Here is a 20,781-nt window from a genome sequence, read left to right as displayed (position 1 = left end):
GGACCGGACATACCGTCCGATCCATGGCGGAACAGGGCGAGAGCACCTTCACAGTGATCGTGGCGGCGATGGCCAACCTGGGCATCGCCGCCGCCAAGGCCGTCGCGGGCGTGGTCAGCGGTTCCAGCGCGATGCTGTCGGAGGCGGCGCACTCGCTCGCCGACACCGTCACCGAGTTCATGCTGCTCACGGCCCTCAAGCGGAGCGAGAAGCCGGCGGACGAGGACCACCCGCTCGGCTACGCGAACGAACGCTACGTGTGGGCGATGCTCGCCGCCGTCGCCACCTTCGTCGGCGGCGCGGTCTTCTCCCTCTACGACGGCATCCACACCCTCGTCGCCGGCGAGGAGCTGGGCGACCCCCTCATCTCGTACATCGTCCTCGGCGTCGCCTTCGTCCTCGAAGGCTTCAGCCTCCGCACGGCCGTCAAGCAGGTCAAGGGCGAGGCGGCCCGGATGAAGACCCCGTTCAGCCGCTACCTGCGCCTCACCCCCGACACCACCGTCAAGGCGGTCGTCATGGAGGACTCGGCCGCCCTCGCCGGCCTGATGCTGGCGGCCGGCGGCCTGATCGGCGTCGAGATCACCGGTTCGAGCGTCTGGGACGGCGTCGCCTCGATCCTGATCGGCCTGCTGCTCGTCTACGTCGCCTGGGTCCTCGGCCGCTCGAACGCGGAGCTCCTCGTCGGGCGCCCGCTCCCCCGCCGGATGCGCGAGCAGGTGCGCGAGGAACTGCTGGCGGTGGACCACGTGGTCGGCGTCCTGGCCCTGACGACGCTGATCCAGGGGCCGGACGAGGTGCTGGTGGCGGCGAAGATCGACTTCAGGGACGTGTCGACGGCGGCCGAGATCGAGCGGGCATGCGACCACGCGGAGACCCGCCTCCGCGCCCGCTTCCCGGCCGTCCGCCGCGTCTACCTGGACCCGACCCCGGGTCGCGACTGACGCCGCACGACCGCCCCCGCCCCGCCCGGGCCCCTCCCCGCCCCGCCCACGACAAAAAGCAAGCGGGACGGCGGCGTCGGCGCCCACGGCGGGCGCCCGGCGAGCCCGCCCGGCGAGGCGAGCGGGCAGGCGGGCGGGCAGGCGAGCGCGGGGAAGGCTCCGGCGAGGCGAGCGGGCAGGCGAGCGGCCCGGCGCGGAGCGACGGCGCTCGCCGTCTCGCGCCTCGCGCCTCGCGCCTCGCGCCTCGCGCCTCGCGTCAGCTCAGCAGGCCCGCGGTGTCCAACAGGTACGCCGTCAGGGGCTCGTAGGAGCGGGGGTCCAGGACGTGGTCGTCCAGCGGGACCGTGACCTGCATGGTGCCCTCCGCCTCCGCCAGGAACAGCGCCGGGTCGTTGCAGTCCGCATAGCCCACCGAGTCCACGCCCCGCTGCGCCGCGCGCCCCGCCCACCCGTGGTCGGCGACCACGAGGTCCGGCGCGGGCTCGCCCAGCACCGCCAGGCCGTCCAGGATCGCGTTCATCGGCTCCGGGGAGTGGGTGTGCCAGAGGGAGGCGCCGCGTTCGAAGACGGCGACGTCGGCGAACTGCACCACGTACCCCTCGTCGGCGGTGAGCCCGCCGGGGATCCGGACGATCTCGCAGCCGCGCGCCCGCAGCGCGCCGGCGACCCGGCTGTGCGCGTCGATCAGGGCGCCGGGGTGGCCGGTCGCGAAGAGCACGCGCTCCTTCGCGGCGGCGGCCTTGGCGAGGCGGGCGGCCATCCGGTCGAGGGCGGCGACCGTCAGCTCGGGGTCGATCGTGTCCTGCCCGGTCCGGTGCGCGGGATCGTCGACGACCCCGCACCGCTCGGCCATGACGGCGAGCACGTCCTGCTCGTCGGTCCACCGGTCGCCGAGCTCCAGGCCGAGCCAGTAGTGCCGGTCGCCGTTGGCGAGCTTCCGGTAGTGACTGAGGTTGTTGTCGCGCGGGGTGGCGACGTCCCCCGCGATACGGGTCCGGACGAGGTGCTCGACGAGGGCGGCGCGGCTGAGTATCGGCATGGCGCCATTCTGCCGGGCGGCGGGCCCGGCCTCCTAGGCGGCGCCCTGACCGCCGCCGAGCGCGCCGAACGCCCCGTGGGCGAGGCCGCGCAGCAGGGTCTCCATCTCGCCCCGGCCCAGCGGGGCGCCCAGGTGGGGGGTCGAGTTGAGGAGGCCGAAGACCGCGTGGACGGCGGCCCGCACCTCGTACTCGCCCGCCGTCGGGTACAGGTCGCGGACGACGGCGACCCACAGCTCGACGTACTGCCGCTGGAGCTGCCGGACCCGCTTGCGGTCCTCGTCCTTGAGGCGGTCGAGCTCGCGGTCGTGCAGGGTGATGAGCGGCCGGTCGTCGAGGGCGAAGTCGATGTGGCCGTCGATGAGGGAGCCGAGGACGGCCCGCGGGTCCCCGTCCGATTCGGCGACGCGCAGCCGGCCGCCGTCGAGCAGCCGCTCGCTGATGCCCACGAGCAGCTCGGCGAGCATCGCGTCCTTGCCGGGGAAGTGCCGGTAGAGCCCGGGGCCGCTGATGCCGACGGCGGCTCCTATCTCGTCGACGCCCACGCCGTGGAAGCCGCGCTCGGCGAAGAGACGCGCGGCCTCCTTGAGGATCTGCTCGCGTCGCGTCGGGGCGTCGGTCCGTCCGGTCCGGGTCGGCGTCGTGGTCATGCACTCGATTCTAGACAACGCGGTTAGCGGTCGTTAACCTGAGGCCATACGTTAACGCTCATTAACCCGAGTGGACCGACCGAGCAAGGGAGCTCGACGGATGCACCAGGCACCTGTGCTGACGAGCGCGGCGGATCCCGCCTCGGCGGCCTGGCAGGCCAACGAGACGGCCCACCACGAGCTGGCCGCGACCCTGCGCGCCAAGCTCGCCGCGGCCGCCCTCGGCGGCGGCGAGAAGGCCCGCGCCCGGCACACCGCACGCGGCAAGCTGCTGCCGCGCGACCGCGTGGACACACTGCTGGACCCGGGTTCGCCGTTCCTGGAGCTGGCCCCGCTGGCGGCCAACGGGATGTACGGCGACCAGGCCCCGGCGGCCGGCGTCATCGCGGGCATCGGCCGGGTCTCCGGCCGTGAGTGCGTGATCGTCGCCAACGACGCGACCGTCAAGGGCGGCACGTACTATCCGATGACGGTGAAGAAGCACCTCCGCGCCCAGGAGGTGGCGCTGGAGAACCGTCTCCCCTGCCTCTACCTGGTCGACTCCGGCGGCGCCTTCCTGCCGATGCAGGACGAGGTCTTCCCGGACCGCGAGCACTTCGGCCGGATCTTCTTCAACCAGGCCCGGATGTCGGGCGCCGGCATCCCGCAGATCGCGGCGGTCATGGGCTCCTGCACGGCCGGCGGCGCGTACGTCCCGGCGATGAGCGACGAGGCCGTGATCGTGCGGAACCAGGGCACGATCTTCCTCGGCGGCCCGCCGCTGGTGAAGGCGGCGACCGGCGAGGTCGTGACGGCAGAGGAGCTCGGCGGCGGCGAGGTCCATTCGCGGATCTCCGGCGTCACCGACCACCTGGCCGAGGACGACGCCCACGCCCTGCGGATCGTCCGGAACATCGTCGCCACGCTTCCCGAGCGCGGCCCGCTGCCCTGGTCGGTCGAGCCGGCCGAGGAGCCGAAGGTCGACCCGATGGGCCTGTACGGCGCGGTGCCGGTCGACTCCCGCACCCCGTACGACGTGCGCGAGGTGATCGCGCGGATCGTGGACGCCTCCCGCTTCCAGGAGTTCAAGGCGGAGTACGGGCAGACCCTGGTCACCGGCTTCGCCCGGATCCACGGCCACCCGGTCGGCATCGTCGCCAACAACGGCATCCTGTTCGCCGAGTCCGCCCAGAAGGGCGCGCACTTCATCGAGCTGTGCGACCAGCGCGGCATCCCGCTGCTGTTCCTGCAGAACATCACCGGCTTCATGGTGGGCAAGGCGTACGAGCACGGCGGCATCGCCAAGCACGGCGCCAAGATGGTGACGGCCGTGGCCACCACCCGCGTACCGAAGCTGACGGTCGTCGTCGGCGGCTCGTACGGCGCGGGCAACTACTCGATGTGCGGCCGGGCCTACTCCCCCCGCTTCCTGTGGATGTGGCCGAACGCCAAGATCTCGGTCATGGGCGGCGAGCAGGCCGCGTCCGTCCTCGCCACGGTCAAGCGCGACCAGCTCGGCGACGCGTGGAGCACCGAGGAGGAAGAGGCCTTCAAGGACCCGATCCGCGCGCAGTACGAGACGCAGGGCAACGCCTACTACGCGACGGCCCGGCTGTGGGACGACGGGGTCATCGACCCGCTGGAGACCCGGCAGGTGCTCGGTCTCGCCCTGACCGCCTGTGCCAACGCGCCCCTGGGTGACCCCCAGTTCGGCGTCTTCCGGATGTGAGGACCCAGAGGATGCAGCACATGTTCGACACCGTCCTGGTGGCCAACCGGGGCGAGATCGCCGTCCGGGTCATCCGCACCCTGCGGGAGCTGGGCGTCCGCTCCGTGGCCGTGTACAGCGACGCGGACGCCGACGCCCGGCACGTACGGGAGGCGGACACGGCGGTACGGATCGGGCCGCCGGCGGCCTCGGAGTCGTACCTCTCCGTCCCCGCCCTGCTCGACGCCGCCCGGCGCACCGGCGCGCAGGCCGTCCACCCCGGCTACGGCTTCCTCGCCGAGAACGCGGGCTTCGCGCGGGCCTGCGCGGAGGCCGGCCTGGTCTTCATCGGGCCGTCCGCCGAGGCGATCTCGCTGATGGGCGACAAGATCCGGGCGAAGGAGACGGTGCGGGCGGCGGGCGTGCCCGTGGTCCCCGGTGCCGCCGACCCCGACATCGTCGACGCCGCCCGCGAGCTGGGCGCGCCCGTCCTGCTCAAGCCCAGTGCGGGCGGCGGCGGCAAGGGCATGCGCCTGGTGCGCGACCTCGCGGTCCTGGAGGACGAGATCGCGGCGGCGCGGCGCGAGGCCCGGTCCTCGTTCGGCGACGACACCCTGCTCGTGGAGCGGTGGATCGACCGTCCGCGGCACATCGAGATCCAGGTCCTCGCCGACGCGCACGGGAACGTGGTGCACCTGGGTGAGCGCGAGTGCTCGCTGCAGCGCCGCCACCAGAAGATCATCGAGGAGGCGCCGAGCGTCCTGCTCACCCCGGAGATCCGGGCGGCGATGGGCGCGGCGGCGGTCGACGCGGCCCGTTCCTGCGGCTATGTCGGCGCGGGCACGGTCGAGTTCATCGTGCCGGGCGGCGACCCGTCCTCGTACTACTTCATGGAGATGAACACCCGCCTCCAGGTCGAGCACCCGGTGACGGAGCTGGCGGTAAAGATCAAGGAGGACGGCCTGGACCTGGTGGCGTGGCAGCTGCGGGTCGCCGCCGGCGAGCCGTTGTCCTTCGCCCAGGAGGACGTCCGGCTGGACGGCTGGGCGATCGAGGCGCGGATCTGCGCGGAGGACCCGGCGCGCGGCTTCCTGCCGTCCGGCGGCACGGTGCTCGCGCTGAACGAGCCCCAGGGCGCGGGGGTGCGCACGGACTCGGGTCTCGCGGAGGGGACGGAGGTCTCCTCCCTCTACGACCCGATGCTGTCGAAGGTCATCGTGCACGGCCCGGACCGGCCGACGGCCCTGCGCAAGCTGCGCGCGGCCCTGGCCGACACGGTCACCCTGGGCGTCCCCACCAACGCGGGTTTCCTGCGCCGTCTGCTCGCCCACCCGGACGTCGTCACCGGCGACCTGGACACGGGCCTGGTCGAGCGGGACGCGGAGAGCCTGATCGACGGCACGGTCCCGGCGGAGGTGTACGCGGCGGCGGCGCTGCTGCGCCACTTCCCGGTGCGCTCGGCGGCCGCCCCCGGCGGCGCCTGGGCGGACCCCTTCGACGCGCCCACGGGCTGGCGCCTGGGCGGCACCCCCGCCTGGACGGCCCTGGACTTCCGGGTGCCCGGCCACGAGCCGGTGACCGTCCGCGTGCGCGGCGGGGCCTCGGGCGCCGAGCTGCTGCTCGGCGGGGCCGGCTCCGGCGACGAGGGCGCCCCGGTCTCCGCGGCACTGGTCGGCGACACCGACGGCGCGGCGCTTGTCCTCGCCGTCGACGGCGTCACGCACCGCTTCACCGTCGTCCCCTCCCCGGAGGGGCGGTGGCTGGGCCGGGACGGCGACTCCTGGCACGTCCTGGACCACGACCCGGTGGCCGCCGCCCTGAGCGGGGCCCGGCACGGCGGGGCCGACACGCTGGCCGCGCCGATGCCCGGGACCGTGACCGTCGTGAAGGTGGCGGTCGGGGACGAGGTCGAGGCCGGGCAGAGTCTGCTGGTCGTCGAGGCGATGAAGATGGAGCACGTCATCTCCGCCCCGCACGCCGGCACCGTCACCGAGCTGGACGTCACGCCCGGCACGGCCGTCGCCATGGACCAGATCCTGGCCGTGGTGACGCCGCGGGACGAGGAGGAGGCGGCATGAGCGGCCTGCCGATGACCGTGTCCGATCCCACGCTTCCCGCGCGGGTCCGGATCCACGAAGTGGGGCCCCGCGACGGGCTGCAGAACGAGAAGACGGCCGTCCCGACCGATGTGAAGGCCGAGTTCGTCCGGCGACTCGCCGCCGCCGGCCTGTCGACCGTCGAGGCGACCAGCTTCGTGCACCCCAAGTGGGTGCCCCAACTGGCCGACGCCGAGGAGCTGTTCCCGCGGGTGAGCGACCTGCCGGTGCGGCTTCCGGTCCTCGTGCCGAACGAGCGCGGGCTCGACCGGGCACTCGACCTCGGCGCCCGCGAGGTCGCCGTGTTCGCCTCGGCCACCGAGTCCTTCGCCCGGGCCAACCTGAACCGGACCGTCGACGAGGCGCTCGCGATGTTCCGGCCGGTCGTCACCCGGGCCATAGAGGCCGGCCTCACGGTCCGCGGCTACCTGTCGATGTGCTTCGGCGATCCCTGGGAGGGCGCCGTCCCGATCGAGCAGGTCGTCCGGGTCACGAAGGCGCTCGCCGACATGGGCTGTGACGAGCTGAGCCTCGGCGACACCATCGGCGTCGCCACCCCGGGCCACGTCCAGGCCCTGCTCACGGCACTGAACGAGGCGGGGGTGCCCACCTCCCGCCTCGCCGTGCACTTCCACGACACCTACGGGCAGGCGCTGTCCAACACGCTCGCCGCGCTCCGGCACGGCGTCACCACCGTGGACGCCTCCGCCGGCGGCCTCGGCGGCTGCCCGTACGCCAAGTCCGCCACCGGGAACCTCGCGACCGAGGACCTGGTGTGGATGCTCCAGGGCCTCGGCATCGAGACCGGGGTCGACCTGGCCGCCCTGACCGCCACGAGCGGCTGGATGGCCGAACAGCTGGGGCGGCCGAGTCCGTCCCGCACCGTCCGCGCGCTCTCCCACAAGGAGTCCTAGTCATGTCCCTCGACCACCGGCTCTCCGAAGAGCACGAGGAACTCCGCCGTACGGTGGAGGAGTTCGCCCACGACGTCGTGGCGCCGAAGATCGGCGACTACTACGAGCGGCACGAGTTCCCGTACGAGATCGTCCGCGAGATGGGCCGCATGGGCCTGTTCGGTCTGCCGTTCCCCGAGGAGTACGGCGGCATGGGCGGCGACTACCTGGCGCTCGGGATCGCGCTGGAGGAGCTCGCCCGGGTGGACTCCTCGGTCGCCATCACCCTGGAGGCGGGCGTCTCGCTCGGCGCGATGCCCGTCTACCGCTTCGGCACCGAGGAGCAGAAGCGGGAGTGGCTGCCGAAGCTGTGCGCCGGCGAGATGCTCGGCGCCTTCGGTCTGACCGAGCCGGGCGCCGGCTCGGACGCGGGCGGCACCCGCACCACCGCCGTCCGCGACGGCGACCACTGGGTCATCAACGGCTCGAAGTGCTTCATCACCAACTCCGGTACCGACATCACCGGTCTGGTCACGGTCACGGCCGTCACCGGCCGCAAGCCGGACGGGCGGCCGCTGATCTCCTCGATCATCGTCCCCTCGGGCACTCCCGGCTTCACGGTCGCGGCGCCCTACTCGAAGGTCGGCTGGAACGCCTCGGACACGCGTGAGCTGGCGTTCGACGACGTGCGGGTCCCGGTGGAGAACCTGCTGGGCGAGGAGGGCCGCGGCTACGCGCAGTTCCTGCGGATCCTGGACGAGGGCCGGGTCGCGATCGCGGCGCTCGCCACGGGCCTGGCGCAGGGCTGTGTGGACGAGTCGGTGAAGTACTCGCAGGAACGTCACGCCTTCGGCCGTCCGATCGGCGACAACCAGGCCGTCCAGTTCAAGATCGCCGACATGGAGATGCGGGCGCACATGGCCCGGATCGGCTGGCGCGACGCGGCCTCGCGGCTCGTGATGGGCGAGCCGTTCAAGAAGGAGGCGGCGATCGCGAAGCTGTACTCGTCGACGGTGGCCGTCGACAACGCGCGTGAGGCGACCCAGATCCACGGCGGCTACGGCTTCATGAACGAGTATCCGGTGGCCCGCATGTGGCGCGACTCCAAGATCCTGGAGATCGGCGAGGGCACGAGCGAGGTCCAGCGGATGCTGATCGCGCGGGAGTTGGGCCTGCCGGCCTGATCCCTCCGCCGTACGTGCCGGAGCCCGTCACCCCGACCCGGGGTGGCGGGCTTCACTCGTTCCCGGGGCCGAAGGGGCGGCCCCACCTCTGTTGATCGGGATGAGGTTAGGCTAACCTACCTTCGACTTGCCCAGGCCGACCCCGGCACGTACCGAAAGCGACTTCGCCATGCCCAGCACCGCCCGAGCCACTTCCCTCACCCGTCGCGGTCTGCTCGCCGCGGGCGGCGCCCTCGGGCTCGGCGCCGCGCTCGCCGCCTGCGGCAGCGACACCAAGGGCGGCGGCGACTCGACCAAGGCCGGCGAGAAGGCCGGCCCGTGGAAGTTCACCGACGACCGCGGCACCGCCGTCGAGGCGAAGTCCGTCCCGAAGAACATCGTCGCCTTCACCGGAACCGCCGCCGCGCTCAAGGACTTCGGCATCGAGGTCAAGGGCGTCTTCGGCCCGACCACGGTCAAGGACCCGAAGACCGGCGCCGAGACCCCGGACGTCCAGGCCGGCGACCTCGACGTCAAGAAGGTCAAGATCATCGGCAACGTCTGGGGCGAGTTCAAGATCGAGGAGTACCTCAAGCTCCAGCCCGAGCTCCTCATCACCGACATGTGGGAGAAGAACGACCTCTGGTACGTCCCGGCCGAGCAGAAGGACAAGATCCTCAAGATCGCGCCGAGCGTCGCCCTGTGGGCCGCCGACAAGTCCATGCCGGCCGTCCTCCAGCGCCACGCCGACCTCGCCGCCTCGCTCGGCGCCGATGTGCAGACCGCGCAGATCAAGGCGGACAAGGCCCGCTTCGAGGCCGCCGCCGAGCGGGTCCGCAAGGCCGCGCAGGGCAAGAAGGACATCAAGGTCCTCATCGGCTCCGGCTCCCCGGACCTCTTCTACGTCTCCACCCCGGTCCGCCCGACCGACACGCTGTACTTCAAGGAGCTCGGCGTCAACATCGTCACGCCCACCAAGCTCGACCAGGCCGGCTGGTTCGAGGGCCTGAGCTGGGAGAACGTCGACAAGTACCAGGCCGACATCATCATGCTGGACAACCGCACCTCGGCCCTGCAGCCCGAGGCCCTGAAGGCCAAGCCCACCTGGGCCGCGCTGCCCGCCGTCAAGGCCGGCCAGGTCATCCCGCGCGTCACCGAGCCGATCTACTCGTACGCCAAGTGCGCCCCGCTCCTGGAGGACCTGGCCAAGGCCCTCGAGAACGCCAAGAAGGTGTCCTGACCCATGACGAACGCCGAGACCGCCCCGTTCCAGTTCTTCTCCCTCCAGGTCGACCGGACGCGGCGGCTCGGCCCGTCCCTGGTGCGTGTCACCTTCACCGGCGAGGACCTGAAGAACTTCGCCGCCGGCGGGCGCGACCAGTCGCTCTCGCTCTTCCTGCCGCACCCCGGCCAGGACGCCCCGGTGCTGCCCCCGCTGGACGACCCGGACATGTACGCGATCCTGGGCGCCTACCGGGCCATGCCGCACGACGAGCGGGCCGTGATGCGCTCGTACACCGTGCGCGCGCAGCGCACCGAGCCGGTGGCCGAGGTCGACATCGACTTCGCGGTGCACGAGGACGGCGGCCCCGCCTGCCGCTGGGCCCAGCACGCGAAGGCCGGGGACCGGGTGGTCGTGCTCGGCCCGGCCGTGTCCGACAACACGGGTGTGCGCTTCCGGCTCCCCGAGGACGCCGACTCCGTCCTCGTCTGGGGCGACGAGACGGCCCTGCCGGCCGTGTCGGCGATCCTGGAGTGGCTGCCGGCCGAGACCCGCGCCCACGTCTACCTCGAAGTCCCCTACTCCGGCGACCGCATGGAGCTGGCGACGGAGGCCGACGCGACCGTCACCTGGCTGGTCCGCGAGGAGGGCGCGCCGTCCGCCGTCGAGGCGATCGCGGGCGCCGAGCTGCCCGGCACGGACCCGTACGTCTGGATCGCGGGCGAGTCCGGTGCCGTGAAGGCACTGCGCAGGCACTTCGTGCGCGAGCGCGGGATCGACAAGCGGCGGGTCACGTTCGTGGGCTACTGGCGCAAGGGCCTGTCCGAGGACGCCCTGCGCGAGGTCCCGGACGAGACGCAGGAAGAGGCGTAGCACCCCTCCGCAACCCGCCCGCGAGCTTCCGCCCCGGACCCCGCCGCGCCGGGACCGGGACCGGCCCGCGCCACCGGAACCACGACCCGGGCCCGTACCGCCGCCCTCAACGGCACCACCACCCGGGCCGGACGGACCACGGTCCCCCCAGATCCCCCCACAGGGCCGACGGCCCCTCGACCCTTACGGGCCGAGGGGCCGTTGTTGTGTGCGAAGTAAGGTTAGGCTAACCTTACTTACACAACGTCGACCGACCGTGTCCCCCACACCCGGAAGGGCCCCACATGCGCTCCCACCTGCTCAACGCCGCGACGGCGGAGTCATATCGACGCTCCGTCAACGAAGGAGTCGAGCGGGTCGCGAGGAAACTCGCCACGACACGCGGCCCGTTCACCGGCGTCACCCCCGCCGAACTCGCCCCCGTCGTCGACGCCGTCGACCTCGACCGGCCGCTCGGCGACGCCTCCGCGGCCCTCGACGAGCTGGAGGACGTCTACCTCCGCGACGCGGTCTACTTCCACCACCCGCGCTACCTGGCCCACCTCAACTGCCCGGTGGTCATCCCCGCCGTCCTCGGCGAGGCGGTGCTCTCCGCCGTCAACTCCTCGCTCGACACCTGGGACCAGAGCGCCGGCGGCACCCTCATCGAGCGCAAGCTCATCGACTGGACCGCCGGCCGGATCGGCCTCGGCCCGCTCGCCGACGGCGTGTTCACCAGCGGCGGCACCCAGTCCAACCTCCAGGCGCTGCTGCTCGCCCGCGAGGAGGCCGGCGCCGGGGACCTGACGAAACTGCGGATCTTCTCCTCCGAGTGCAGCCACTTCAGCGTCCAGAAGTCGGCCACCCTGCTCGGCCTCGGCCGCGACGCCGTCATCTCGATCCCGGTCGACCGCGACCGCCGCATGCAGTCCGTGGTCCTCGCCGCCGAGCTGGAGACCTGCCGCGCCGAGGGCCTGATCCCGATGGCGATCGTCGCCACCGCCGGCACCACCGACTTCGGCTCCATCGACCCGCTGCCCGAGATCGCCGCCCTGGCCGCCGAGTACGGCGCCTGGATGCACGTGGACGCGGCCTACGGCTGCGGCCTGCTCGCCTCGCCGACCCGCCGCCACCTCCTGGACGGCATCGAGCGGGCCGACTCCGTCACCGTCGACTACCACAAGTCCTTCTTCCAGCCGGTGAGTTCCTCGGCCGTCCTGGTCCGCGACGGGGCCACGCTGCGGCACGCCACCTACCACGCGGACTACCTCAACCCGCTCCCCCAAGCTCTCGGCTCCGCTCGAGCAGGGGGGACCCCCATGACGATCGCCGGGCAGATCCCCAACCAGGTCGACAAGTCGCTCCAGACCACCCGCCGCTTCGACGCCCTCAAACTGTGGATGACCCTGCGCGTCATGGGCGCCGACGGCGTCGGGGAGCTCTTCGACGAGGTCTGCGACCTGGCCCGGGCCGGCTTCGAGCTGCTCGCCGCCGACCCGCGCTACGACGTGGTCGTCGCGCCGCAGCTGTCCACGCTCGTCTACCGCTACATCCCCGAGGCCGTCACCTCGCCCGCCGAGATCGACCGCGCCAACCTCTACGCCCGCAAGGCCCTGTTCGCCTCCGGCGAGGCCGCGGTCGCCGGCACGAAGGTCGACGGCAAGCAGTACCTCAAGTTCACCTTGCTCAACCCCGAGACGACCGTGGCCGACATCGCCGCCGTCCTCGACCTGATCGCCGGCTACGCCGAGCAGTACCTGGGAGAGAACCTTGTCCACGCCTGAGACGACTCAGCCGCACGACTTCATCGGCATCGGGCTCGGTCCGTTCAACCTCGGCCTGGCCTGCCTGACCGAGCCGATCGACGAGCTGAACGGCCTCTTCCTGGAGTCCAAGCCGGACTTCGAGTGGCACTCCGGCATGTTCCTGGAGGGCGCCCACCTCCAGACCCCGTTCATGTCGGACCTCGTCACCCTCGCCGACCCCACCTCGCCGTACTCCTTCCTCAACTACCTGAAGGAGAAGGGCCGGCTGTACGCGTTCTACATCCGCGAGAACTTCTATCCGCTGCGGACGGAGTACAACGACTACTGCCGCTGGGCCGCCGGGAAGCTCTCCTCGATCCGCTTCGGCACGACCGTCTCGGCCGTCTCGTACGACGAGGACGCCGAGCTGTACGTGGTGACCACCGAGGCCGGAGAAACGTTCCGGGCCCACCGGATCGTGCTCGGCACCGGCACCCCGCCGTACGTCCCCGAGTCCTGCCAGGGCCTCGGCGGCGACCTCATCCACAACTCGCGCTACCTCCCGAACAAGGAGGAGCTCCAGAAGAAGAAGTCCATCACCCTGGTCGGCAGCGGCCAGAGCGCCGCCGAGATCTACTACGACCTCCTCAGCGAGATCGACGTCCACGGCTACCGGCTCAACTGGGTGACCCGCTCCCCGCGCTTCTTCCCGCTGGAGTACACCAAGCTCACCCTGGAGATGACCTCGCCGGAGTACGTGGACTACTTCCACGCCCTCCCCGAGCAGACCCGCTACCGCCTGGAGACCCAGCAGAAGGGGCTCTTCAAGGGCATCGACGGCGAGCTCATCGACGCGATCTTCGACCTGCTCTACCAGAAGAACCTGGCCGGCCCGGTCCCCACCCGGCTGCTCACCAACTCCGCGCTGACCTCGGCCTCGTACGACGGGACGACCGGCAGCTACACGCTGGGCTTCCGCCAGGAGGAGCAGGAGAAGGACTTCCGGCTGGAGACCGACGGCCTGATCCTCGCCACCGGCTACAAGTACGCCGTCCCCGCCTTCCTGGAGCCGCTCCGCGACCGCCTCCGCTGGGACTCCCAGGGCCGCTTCGACGTGGCCCGCAACTACTCGGTCGACACCACCGGCCGCGCGGTCTTCCTGCAGAACGCCGGTGTGCACACCCACTCGATCACCTCGCCCGACCTGGGCATGGGGGCGTACCGCAACGCCTACATCATCGGCGAGATGCTGGGCTCCGAGTACTACCCCGTCGAGAAGACCATCGCGTTCCAGGAGTTCGCCGTATGACCGCCACCGTCCACATACGCCCGCTCGATCCGCTGCGGGACGCCGAGCTGATCCACCCCTGGGTCACCGACCCCAAGGCGACCTACTGGATGATGCAGGGCTTCCAGCTCCAGGACGTCGAGCGCGAGTACATGGCGATCGCCGCGAACCCGCACCACGACGCCTTCATCGGTCTCGTGGACGGTGCGCCGGCGTTCCTGATGGAGCGCTACGACCCCGCGAAAGCGGAGCTCGTCGGCCTGTACGAGCCGCAGCCCGGCGACGTCGGCATGCACTTCCTCGTCGCGCCCACCGACTCCCCCGTGCACGGCTTCACCCGCACGGTGATCACCGCCGTCATGCGCGAGCTGTTCGCCGACCCGGCCACCACCCGCGTGGTCGTCGAGCCCGACGTCCGCAACACGGCCGTCCACGCGCTCAACGAGGCCGTCGGCTTCGTGCCCGAGCGCGAGATCCAGAAGCCCGAGAAGAAGGCGCTGCTGAGCTTCTGCACCCGCGCGCAGTTCGAGGCCGCCGTGGGAGCCGCCGCATGAGCACCAGGACCGCCGACGCCGTCGCCCATCTGACCCCGGCCCGCTGGGCCGACGCCAACCGGGCGCTGATCCGCAAGGGCCTCGCCGAGTTCACCCACGAGCGCCTGCTCGACCCGCAGGAGCTGGGCGAGGGCCGCTACCGGGTGCTCAGCGACGACGGCCGCACCGAGTACCGCTTCACCGCGGACCGGTTCGCCCTCGACCACTGGCAGGTCTACCCGGAGTCCATCAGCCGGCACCGCGGCAGCGAGCAGCTCCCGCTGGACGCCCTGCAGTTCATCACCGAGCTGCGCGGTTCGCTCGGTCTGAGCGACGAGATCCTGCCGGTGTACCTGGAGGAGATCTCCTCCACCCTGTCCGGCACGGCCTTCAAGGCGACCAAACCGCGCGTCACGGCCGCGGAGCTGGCCCGCGCGGACTTCCAGGCGATCGAGACCGGGATGACCGAGGGCCACCCCTGCTTCGTCGCCAACAACGGGCGGCTCGGTTTCGGCGTCGACGAGTTCCGCGCCTACGCCCCGGAGGCGGCCGCCCCGGTGCACCTGGTGTGGCTGGCCGCGCACCGCGACCGCACCACCTTCACCGCGGGCGCCGGGATCGACTACGAGACCTTCGTCCGCGCCGAGCTCGGCGACGCGGCCGTCGACGGCTTCGCCGCGACCCTCGCCGCCCGCGGCCTGGACCTCGCCGACTACCTGCTCGTGCCGGTCCACCCCTGGCAGTGGTGGAACAAGCTGTCCGTCACCTTCGCCGCCGAGGTCGCCCAGGAGCGCCTGGTGTACCTGGGCGAGGGCGCCGACGCCTACCTGGCGCAGCAGTCCATCCGTACCTTCTTCAACACCGCCGACCCGGCCAAGCACTACGTGAAGACGGCCCTGTCCGTCCTCAACATGGGCTTCATGCGGGGTCTCTCGGCCGCCTACATGGAGGCCACGCCCGCGATCAACGACTGGCTGGCCGGTCTCATCGAGGCGGACTCCGTCCTCAAGGCGGCCCGGTTCTCGATCATCCGCGAGCGCGCGGCGGTCGGCTACCGACACCTGGAGTACGAGGCGGCCACCGACCGCTACTCGCCCTACCGCAAGATGCTGGCCGCCCTGTGGCGCGAGTCCCCGGTGCCGTCCCTCGCCGAGGGCGAGCGGCTGGCCACGATGGCCTCGCTGCTCCACCTCGACCACGCGGGCGCGTCCTTCGCGGGCGCCCTGATCAAGGAGTCGGGCCTCGCTCCGGCGGAGTGGCTGCGCCGCTACCTCGACGCGTACCTGCTGCCGGTGCTGCACTGTTTCTACGCCTACGACCTGGTCTACATGCCGCACGGCGAGAACGTGATCCTGGTCCTCGACGAGCGCGGCGCAGTCTCCCGGGCGATCTTCAAGGACATCGCCGAGGAGATCTGCGTCATGGACCCGGACGCGGTGCTCCCGCCGGCCGTGGAGCGGATCCGCGCCGAGGTCCCCGAGGACATGAAGCTGCTGTCCGTCTTCACGGACGTCTTCGACTGCTTCCTGCGCTTCCTCGGCGCCACGCTGGCCGCCGAGGGCGTGGTGGGCGAGGACGACTTCTGGCGCGCGGTCGCGGAGTGCGTGAAGCGCTACCAGGAGTCGAAGCCGGAGCTCGCGGACCGCTTCGCGCAGTACGACATGTTCGCGGAGACCTTCGCGCTGTCCGCGCTCAACCGCCTCCAGCTGCGCAACAACAAGCAGATGGTCGACCTGGCGGACCCGTCGGCGGCGCTCCAGCTCGTCGGCGACCTGGTGAACCCGATCGCGCGGTTCGCCTGACGGCAGCCCGAGACCGGGCGGGGGCCCTGGCGGAGATACGGTCCTCCGCCAGGGCCCGCGCCTCCCCCCTCCGATCAGGCGATCACGCTGCGGCACCGGCCGAATCGCTTCGACCACGCACCGTGACTGTGGAAGCTTGGCCGGGTGATGACTCGAATCGCACGCGGTCTCGCCGGAGCGGCCCTGGCCCTGACGCTCGCCACGACGACCGCCTGCGGGGGAAGCGACGAAGGCAGCACGGACGGCCCCACGGAGACCACGGATGCGCCGACGACGAGCCCGGAGCCGGGCACCACGCTCTTCCCGGGGAGGGGAGGCGGTCAGTCCGCGCCGGTCCACGTGCCGACGGCCAAGGTGAACGAGCCGACGTACGCGAGGGTACCCGTCCACTTCGACGGCGAAATGTCCCTCGCAGGTGTCGACGCGAGCACCGACGACACCGACAGCGCGGACGCGTCGGCGAACCTCGGCACGTGCACCGGCACTCTGTCCGCCGGCGAAGACTGCGAGATCACTCTGCAGGTGACGGCGTACGAGCCCGGGCCCTACAGCGGAGTCATGACCGTCGAGACCTCGGACGGCGAGACACTCACCGTGCCCTTCTCCGGGGAAGCCGTCGGCGGCGAACCCACGGAGACCGTGTCGCCCACGACCGAGCCGCCGACCCCGACCGAGACCGAGATCGTGCCGACGGAATCCGAACCCACGCCCGAGATCACGTGACGGCGGGCGACGTCAGCTCCACGCGCACGGTGTCGTCGTCGGGCAGCACGACCGTCAGGTGGTCCGCGTACCGCGAGGCGTACGAGACCAGGTAGAAGCGCGACGGAGACTTGGCGAGCAGGCGGAATCCTGTGTACTGGTGCCGGTACGGGCCCTTGGCGGTCCCCACGTCCCGGTACGCGATGTCCTTCGCGTCGTGCGTGAGCGGGATGCGCGAGTAGACCACCACGGGCAGGCTCCCCGCGTGGCCCCCTTCGATGGCCCTCCAGGCATCGGTCTGCCCCGAGTCGGCCACGTACCGGGTCATGCCGAAGAACAGGCTCATGGCCAGCAGCCCGATCAGCAGGGCACCCCCCGCCGCCCACATCCGTTCGGCGGTCTCGTCGCGCCGGGCCGAGTCGACCGCACTGCGCTGCAGACGCTGCTGCACGGCGTAGAACGCCAAGGTGGCCCCCAGGGCCACCACGAGGATCGGGACGTATTCGGTCCCCCACCAGCTCGCGGGGAGGGGGTTCGGAATCCGATATCCGAAGAAGAGCGGAAATCCCAGCATCGCCATCACCAGGCCGACACCGAGGAACCACCAGCACACCGTGCGGCGCCGGCGCTCGTTCCCGGGGCGGGCCAGCACGTGACCGATCCTGCCGAGCACCAGCAGCACGACCAGCCCGCAGACCAGCAGGAACCACACCGGGCCGAAGACCGCGTCCGGGCTCTTGGCCAAGTAGGCCTGTACGGAGAGCTGGAGATCGGCCGGCGGCACGCCGAAGGACGCGTAGTAGGCATCGGTGTAGACGCTGCCGAAGTAGTACAGCAGACCGATGACGGCGGTCCCCGGCCCCACGACGTACGCCGCCTTACCGAGGAACGAGGACACCTTGGGCGGCGTCGCCGACCGCGGCTCAGGCTCCGGCTCCGCCGCGGGCCCCGGCGCGGACTTCTCCCCTCGCGGCACGTGCATGCCGCCAGTCTCCGCGCCGGCGCCCGGCCGCGCGCGCAGAGCGCGCCACCTGGTCTAACTCCGGGCCGCACCCACGGCCCCCGCGGCGCCCGGTGGAACTCGACGCGTCGACGAGCGGTACGCATCCGGACGGTCACCCTGCGTACATCACGCCCCCGCGAGGGGTCGAGGTGTAGACCAATCGGCCCATCCGAGGGTGTGATCGCGCTCTCTCCTGCCCGAAATCGGGCAGGATTCTTGCACTGACCCTCGGGTAGCCCTCAGTATTCACGGGTGCTCGATCGCCGACCGTCGTACGACGACCTCATCGACCACCTGGTGCGCAGCACCGCGCTCCAGCGCGGGGAGGCCTCCCGGGTGGTCCTCGACGTCCTCGCGTACTTCGACGAGACGACCGAGGACTTCGTGCGTCGCCGCCACCGCGAACTGCAGGCCGGCGGCTCGGTGAACGCGGAGATCTTCGAGCGGATCGCGGCCGAGCTGCCGCACCGCGCCGTGGCGCCGCCGGAGCTCTCGCTCCGGCAGCTGCGTCGCATCGTCTACGGCTGAGCACACTCACTGACTTGGAGGGTTGACACCTTTATGTGCGGAATCGTTGGCTACATCGGCAAGCGTGACGTCGCCCCGCTGCTCCTCGAAGGGCTGCAGCGCCTGGAGTACCGGGGGTACGACTCCGCCGGCATCGTCGTCACCAGCCCCAAGGCCGCCGGTCTGAAGATGGTGAAGGCCAAGGGCCGGGTCCGCGACCTGGAGGCCCGGGTGCCCAAGCGCTTCGCCGGCACCACCGGTATCGCGCACACCCGCTGGGCCACCCACGGCGCCCCGAGCGACGTCAACGCCCACCCGCACCTCGACCCCGAGAACAAGGTCGCCGTCGTCCACAACGGCATCGTCGACAACGCCCAGGAGCTCCGCGCCAAGCTGGAGGCCGAGGGCGTCGTCTTCGCGTCCGAGACCGACACCGAGGTCATCACCCACCTGATCGCCCGCTCCCAGGCCGACTCCCTGGAGGAGAAGGTCCGCGAGGCGCTCAAGCACATCGAGGGCACCTACGGCATCGCCGTCATGCACGCCGACTTCAACGACCGCATCGTGGTGGCCCGCAACGGCTCCCCGGTCGTCCTCGGCATCGGCGAGAAGGAGATGTTCGTCGCCTCCGACGTCGCCGCCCTGGTCGCCCACACCCGCCAGGTCGTCACCCTCGACGACGGCGAGATGGCCACCCTGAAGGCCGACGACTTCCGCACCTACACGACCAGCGGCGCGTCCACCAACGCCACCCCGGAGACCGTGGAGTGGGAGGCCGCCTCCTACGACATGGGCGGCCACGACACCTACATGCACAAGGAGATCTCCGAGCAGCCCGACGCGGTCGACCGCGTGCTGCGCGGCCGGATCGACGAGCGCTTCTCCACCGTGCACCTCGGCGGCCTCAACCTGGACGCCCGCGAGGCCCGCTCCATCCGCCGGATCAAGATCCTCGGCTGCGGCACCTCGTACCACGCGGGCCTCATCGGCGCCTCCCTCATCGAGGGCATGGCGCGCATCCCGGCCGACGCCGAGCCGGCCTCCGAGTTCCGCTACCGCAACCCGGTCGTCGACCCCGACACCCTCTACATCGCCGTCTCCCAGTCCGGCGAGACCTACGACGTGCTCGCCGCCGTCCAGGAGCTCAAGCGCAAGGGCGCCCGGGTCCTCGGCGTGGTCAACGTGGTCGGCTCGGCCATCGCCCGCGAGGCCGACGGGGGCGTCTACGTCCACGCGGGCCCCGAGGTCTGCGTCGTCTCCACCAAGTGCTTCACCAACACGGTGGTCGCCTTCGCGCTGCTCGCCCTGCACCTCGGCCGCATCCGCGACCTGTCCGTCACCGACGGCAAGCGGATCATCGAGGGCCTGCGCAAGCTGCCCGGCCAGATCGAGGAGATCCTCAAGACCGAGGACGAGATCAAGAAGCTGGCCAAGGAGTACGCGGGCGCCCAGTCGATGATGTTCATCGGCCGTGTCCGGGGCTACCCGGTCGCCCTGGAGGCCTCCCTCAAGCTGAAGGAGATCTCCTACATCCACGCCGAGGCCTACCCGGCCTCCGAGCTGAAGCACGGCCCGCTCGCCCTGATCGAGCCGGCCCTGCCGACGGTCGCCATCGTCCCCGACGACGACCTGCTGGAGAAGAACCGCGCCGCCCTGGAGGAGATCAAGGCCCGCAGCGGCCGCATCCTCGCGGTCGCGCACCAGCCGCAGGAGAAGGCCGACCACACCATCGTCGTGCCGAAGAACGAGGACGAGCTCGACCCGATCCTGATGGGCATCCCGCTCCAGCTCCTCGCCTACCACACGGCGCTCGCCATGGGCCGCGACATCGACAAGCCGCGCAACCTGGCCAAGTCCGTCACGGTCGAGTAGGCGGCTCCTCGGGCCTGTCCCCCGAGGTCCCGCCCGCCGGGCCTGTCCCCCGGCGGTCGGCCGGACACCGGAGCGGCCCCCGTGCATCCCAGGTGCACGGGGGCCGCTCCTCCATGTGCGCGCGCTCGTCCGCGCGTGGTGCCGCGGATCAGCTCGCGGCGGCCGCCCCACGGCCCGAGCGGGCCACGGAGGTCGGCCAGCCCGCGACAGCGGCCGTGGCGCCGTACCAGGCCGCGAGACCGGCGACGGCAGCGACCCAGCCACCGGCCTTGCCGAGGCCGGAGTTGTCCGCGAGGGCCCCGATGCCCATCAGCAGGAGGGCGACGAAGAGCAGCCCGTACACGCCCTGGCCGAAGAGGCCGCTGCCGCCGGACGCCATCGTCAGGGTGAGCGCGAGCAGCGCCCACAGCAGCAGGAACAGCCCTGCGGCCTCGGCCGAACCGCTGTCGCCGACGCCCGTGCCCCAGGTGAACCAGAAGGCGCCGAGCGCCGAATAGGCCGTGCCCTCACCGGAGTTGCCCGCACGCAGGGCGAGCAGGCCGACGAGGAAGAGGGCCACTCCGCCGACCCAGGTCGCGAGCCCGGCGGCGTCGGCGCTGCCGACGTGGTCGATGACGCCTGTCGAGCCGACGCCGAAGGCGAGCAGGGTCAGTCCGAGTGCGAGGTGTCCGAGAGTGGAGGTGGTGTTTCCCGCGGCGGCTTCGTTGGACACGGCGGGCTCCCTTCAGGTGTGCAGTTGTGCTGCTTGGGTCACTTTGTTCCGGTGACTTTTATGTACCCTTCAC

At 71.5% G+C, this 20,781-nt stretch carries 18 protein-coding genes; 14 read left to right on the top strand and 4 right to left on the bottom strand.

What is annotated here, in order from left to right:
• The first annotated feature begins 23 nt into the window (after nucleotides 1-23).
• On the top strand, nucleotides 24-944 hold the full coding sequence (locus AB0M16_RS07430; RefSeq protein WP_365339809.1) for a cation diffusion facilitator family transporter: 921 nt from the start codon (nucleotides 24-26) through the stop codon (nucleotides 942-944).
• Nucleotides 945-1,200: 256 nt separating this feature from the next.
• Here the strand turns inward: AB0M16_RS07430 and AB0M16_RS07425 are convergent, their stop codons facing one another.
• Together AB0M16_RS07425 and AB0M16_RS07420 are read right to left on the bottom strand one after the other, a co-directional pair.
• On the bottom strand, nucleotides 1,201-1,983 hold the full coding sequence (locus tag AB0M16_RS07425; RefSeq protein ID WP_365339807.1) for a phosphatase: 783 nt from the start codon (nucleotides 1,981-1,983) through the stop codon (nucleotides 1,201-1,203).
• Between the two features lie 33 nt (nucleotides 1,984-2,016).
• The gene (locus AB0M16_RS07420; protein ID WP_365339805.1) at nucleotides 2,017-2,631 is read right to left on the bottom strand and encodes a TetR/AcrR family transcriptional regulator; all 615 of its coding nucleotides are present in this window, start codon (nucleotides 2,629-2,631) and stop codon (nucleotides 2,017-2,019) included.
• Between the two features lie 100 nt (nucleotides 2,632-2,731).
• On the opposite strand from AB0M16_RS07420, the gene AB0M16_RS07415 reads away from it, so the two are divergent.
• From AB0M16_RS07415 to AB0M16_RS07365, 11 genes are all read left to right on the top strand, one after another.
• Complete coding sequence (locus AB0M16_RS07415; RefSeq protein WP_365339803.1) at nucleotides 2,732-4,339, top strand: carboxyl transferase domain-containing protein; 1,608 nt, start codon at nucleotides 2,732-2,734, stop codon at nucleotides 4,337-4,339.
• A gap of 20 nt (nucleotides 4,340-4,359) precedes the next feature.
• Nucleotides 4,360-6,396: a biotin carboxylase N-terminal domain-containing protein gene (locus AB0M16_RS07410; protein WP_365339801.1), complete on the top strand. Its 2,037-nt coding sequence runs from the start codon at nucleotides 4,360-4,362 to the stop codon at nucleotides 6,394-6,396.
• A complete protein-coding gene (locus tag AB0M16_RS07405) occupies nucleotides 6,393-7,328 on the top strand; it encodes a hydroxymethylglutaryl-CoA lyase (protein WP_365339799.1) in 936 nt (311 codons plus the stop codon). Before AB0M16_RS07410 ends, AB0M16_RS07405 begins: the two co-directional genes overlap by 4 nt.
• A gap of 2 nt (nucleotides 7,329-7,330) precedes the next feature.
• Nucleotides 7,331-8,491, top strand: coding sequence for an acyl-CoA dehydrogenase family protein (locus tag AB0M16_RS07400; RefSeq protein WP_365339797.1), 1,161 nt, complete (start codon nucleotides 7,331-7,333; stop codon nucleotides 8,489-8,491).
• Nucleotides 8,492-8,660: 169 nt separating this feature from the next.
• Nucleotides 8,661-9,710: an ABC transporter substrate-binding protein gene (locus tag AB0M16_RS07395; RefSeq protein WP_365339795.1), complete on the top strand. Its 1,050-nt coding sequence runs from the start codon at nucleotides 8,661-8,663 to the stop codon at nucleotides 9,708-9,710.
• Nucleotides 9,711-9,713: 3 nt separating this feature from the next.
• The gene (locus tag AB0M16_RS07390) at nucleotides 9,714-10,565 is read left to right on the top strand and encodes a siderophore-interacting protein (RefSeq protein WP_365339793.1); all 852 of its coding nucleotides are present in this window, start codon (nucleotides 9,714-9,716) and stop codon (nucleotides 10,563-10,565) included.
• 284 nt (nucleotides 10,566-10,849) lie between these two features.
• Nucleotides 10,850-12,328, top strand: coding sequence for an aspartate aminotransferase family protein (locus AB0M16_RS07385; RefSeq protein ID WP_365339791.1), 1,479 nt, complete (start codon nucleotides 10,850-10,852; stop codon nucleotides 12,326-12,328).
• Nucleotides 12,315-13,598: a lysine N(6)-hydroxylase/L-ornithine N(5)-oxygenase family protein gene (locus AB0M16_RS07380; protein ID WP_365339789.1), complete on the top strand. Its 1,284-nt coding sequence runs from the start codon at nucleotides 12,315-12,317 to the stop codon at nucleotides 13,596-13,598. Before AB0M16_RS07385 ends, AB0M16_RS07380 begins: the two co-directional genes overlap by 14 nt.
• Nucleotides 13,595-14,131 carry a GNAT family N-acetyltransferase gene (locus tag AB0M16_RS07375; protein ID WP_365339787.1) on the top strand — a complete coding sequence of 179 codons (537 nt, stop codon included), beginning with the start codon at nucleotides 13,595-13,597 and terminating at the stop codon, nucleotides 14,129-14,131. Before AB0M16_RS07380 ends, AB0M16_RS07375 begins: the two co-directional genes overlap by 4 nt.
• Nucleotides 14,128-15,912: an IucA/IucC family siderophore biosynthesis protein gene (locus AB0M16_RS07370; protein ID WP_365339786.1), complete on the top strand. Its 1,785-nt coding sequence runs from the start codon at nucleotides 14,128-14,130 to the stop codon at nucleotides 15,910-15,912. Before AB0M16_RS07375 ends, AB0M16_RS07370 begins: the two co-directional genes overlap by 4 nt.
• A gap of 147 nt (nucleotides 15,913-16,059) precedes the next feature.
• A complete protein-coding gene (locus tag AB0M16_RS07365) occupies nucleotides 16,060-16,635 on the top strand; it encodes a hypothetical protein (RefSeq protein ID WP_365339784.1) in 576 nt (191 codons plus the stop codon).
• On the opposite strand, the gene AB0M16_RS07360 is transcribed toward AB0M16_RS07365, so the two are convergent.
• Entirely contained in the window at nucleotides 16,628-17,596 is a 969-nt protein-coding gene (locus AB0M16_RS07360) for a hypothetical protein (protein WP_365339782.1), read from the bottom strand. The two genes, AB0M16_RS07365 and AB0M16_RS07360, sit on opposite strands and share 8 nt — an antisense overlap.
• Before the next feature lie 273 nt (nucleotides 17,597-17,869).
• On the opposite strand from AB0M16_RS07360, the gene AB0M16_RS07355 reads away from it, so the two are divergent.
• Nucleotides 17,870-18,145: a hypothetical protein gene (locus tag AB0M16_RS07355; RefSeq protein ID WP_365339780.1), complete on the top strand. Its 276-nt coding sequence runs from the start codon at nucleotides 17,870-17,872 to the stop codon at nucleotides 18,143-18,145.
• A gap of 33 nt (nucleotides 18,146-18,178) precedes the next feature.
• On the top strand, nucleotides 18,179-19,996 hold the full coding sequence (gene glmS, locus AB0M16_RS07350; protein ID WP_365339778.1) for a glutamine--fructose-6-phosphate transaminase (isomerizing): 1,818 nt from the start codon (nucleotides 18,179-18,181) through the stop codon (nucleotides 19,994-19,996).
• A gap of 148 nt (nucleotides 19,997-20,144) precedes the next feature.
• On the opposite strand, the gene AB0M16_RS07345 is transcribed toward glmS, so the two are convergent.
• Entirely contained in the window at nucleotides 20,145-20,708 is a 564-nt protein-coding gene (locus tag AB0M16_RS07345; protein WP_365339777.1) for a GPR1/FUN34/YaaH family transporter, read from the bottom strand.
• Nucleotides 20,709-20,781 lie beyond the last annotated feature (73 nt).

This window comes from Streptomyces sp. NPDC051921 (assembly GCF_040680975.1).
Taxonomy (GTDB): Bacteria; Actinomycetota; Actinomycetes; order Streptomycetales; family Streptomycetaceae; genus Streptomyces.
The sequence above is the reverse complement of the archived record's forward strand: the minus strand, read 5'-3'. Positions and strand labels throughout refer to the sequence as shown.

Bases quoted from the DNA above. Each gene is read 5' to 3' on its own strand.
- AB0M16_RS07375 (WP_365339787.1), top strand. From the start codon at position 13,595: ATGACCGCCACCGTCCACATACGCCCGCTCGATCCGCTGCGGGACGCC.
- AB0M16_RS07365 (WP_365339784.1), top strand. From the start codon at position 16,060: ATGACTCGAATCGCACGCGGTCTCGCCGGAGCGGCCCTGGCCCTGACG.
- AB0M16_RS07390 (WP_365339793.1), top strand. From the start codon at position 9,714: ATGACGAACGCCGAGACCGCCCCGTTCCAGTTCTTCTCCCTCCAGGTC.
- AB0M16_RS07405 (WP_365339799.1), top strand. From the start codon at position 6,393: ATGAGCGGCCTGCCGATGACCGTGTCCGATCCCACGCTTCCCGCGCGG.
- AB0M16_RS07415 (WP_365339803.1), top strand. From the start codon at position 2,732: ATGCACCAGGCACCTGTGCTGACGAGCGCGGCGGATCCCGCCTCGGCG.
- AB0M16_RS07385 (WP_365339791.1), top strand. From the start codon at position 10,850: ATGCGCTCCCACCTGCTCAACGCCGCGACGGCGGAGTCATATCGACGC.
- AB0M16_RS07410 (WP_365339801.1), top strand. From the start codon at position 4,360: ATGTTCGACACCGTCCTGGTGGCCAACCGGGGCGAGATCGCCGTCCGG.
- AB0M16_RS07430 (WP_365339809.1), top strand. From the start codon at position 24: ATGGCGGAACAGGGCGAGAGCACCTTCACAGTGATCGTGGCGGCGATG.
- AB0M16_RS07395 (WP_365339795.1), top strand. From the start codon at position 8,661: ATGCCCAGCACCGCCCGAGCCACTTCCCTCACCCGTCGCGGTCTGCTC.
- AB0M16_RS07400 (WP_365339797.1), top strand. From the start codon at position 7,331: ATGTCCCTCGACCACCGGCTCTCCGAAGAGCACGAGGAACTCCGCCGT.
- AB0M16_RS07420 (WP_365339805.1), bottom strand. From the start codon at position 2,631: ATGACCACGACGCCGACCCGGACCGGACGGACCGACGCCCCGACGCGA.
- AB0M16_RS07370 (WP_365339786.1), top strand. From the start codon at position 14,128: ATGAGCACCAGGACCGCCGACGCCGTCGCCCATCTGACCCCGGCCCGC.
- glmS (WP_365339778.1), top strand. From the start codon at position 18,179: ATGTGCGGAATCGTTGGCTACATCGGCAAGCGTGACGTCGCCCCGCTG.
- AB0M16_RS07360 (WP_365339782.1), bottom strand. From the start codon at position 17,596: ATGCACGTGCCGCGAGGGGAGAAGTCCGCGCCGGGGCCCGCGGCGGAG.
- AB0M16_RS07425 (WP_365339807.1), bottom strand. From the start codon at position 1,983: ATGCCGATACTCAGCCGCGCCGCCCTCGTCGAGCACCTCGTCCGGACC.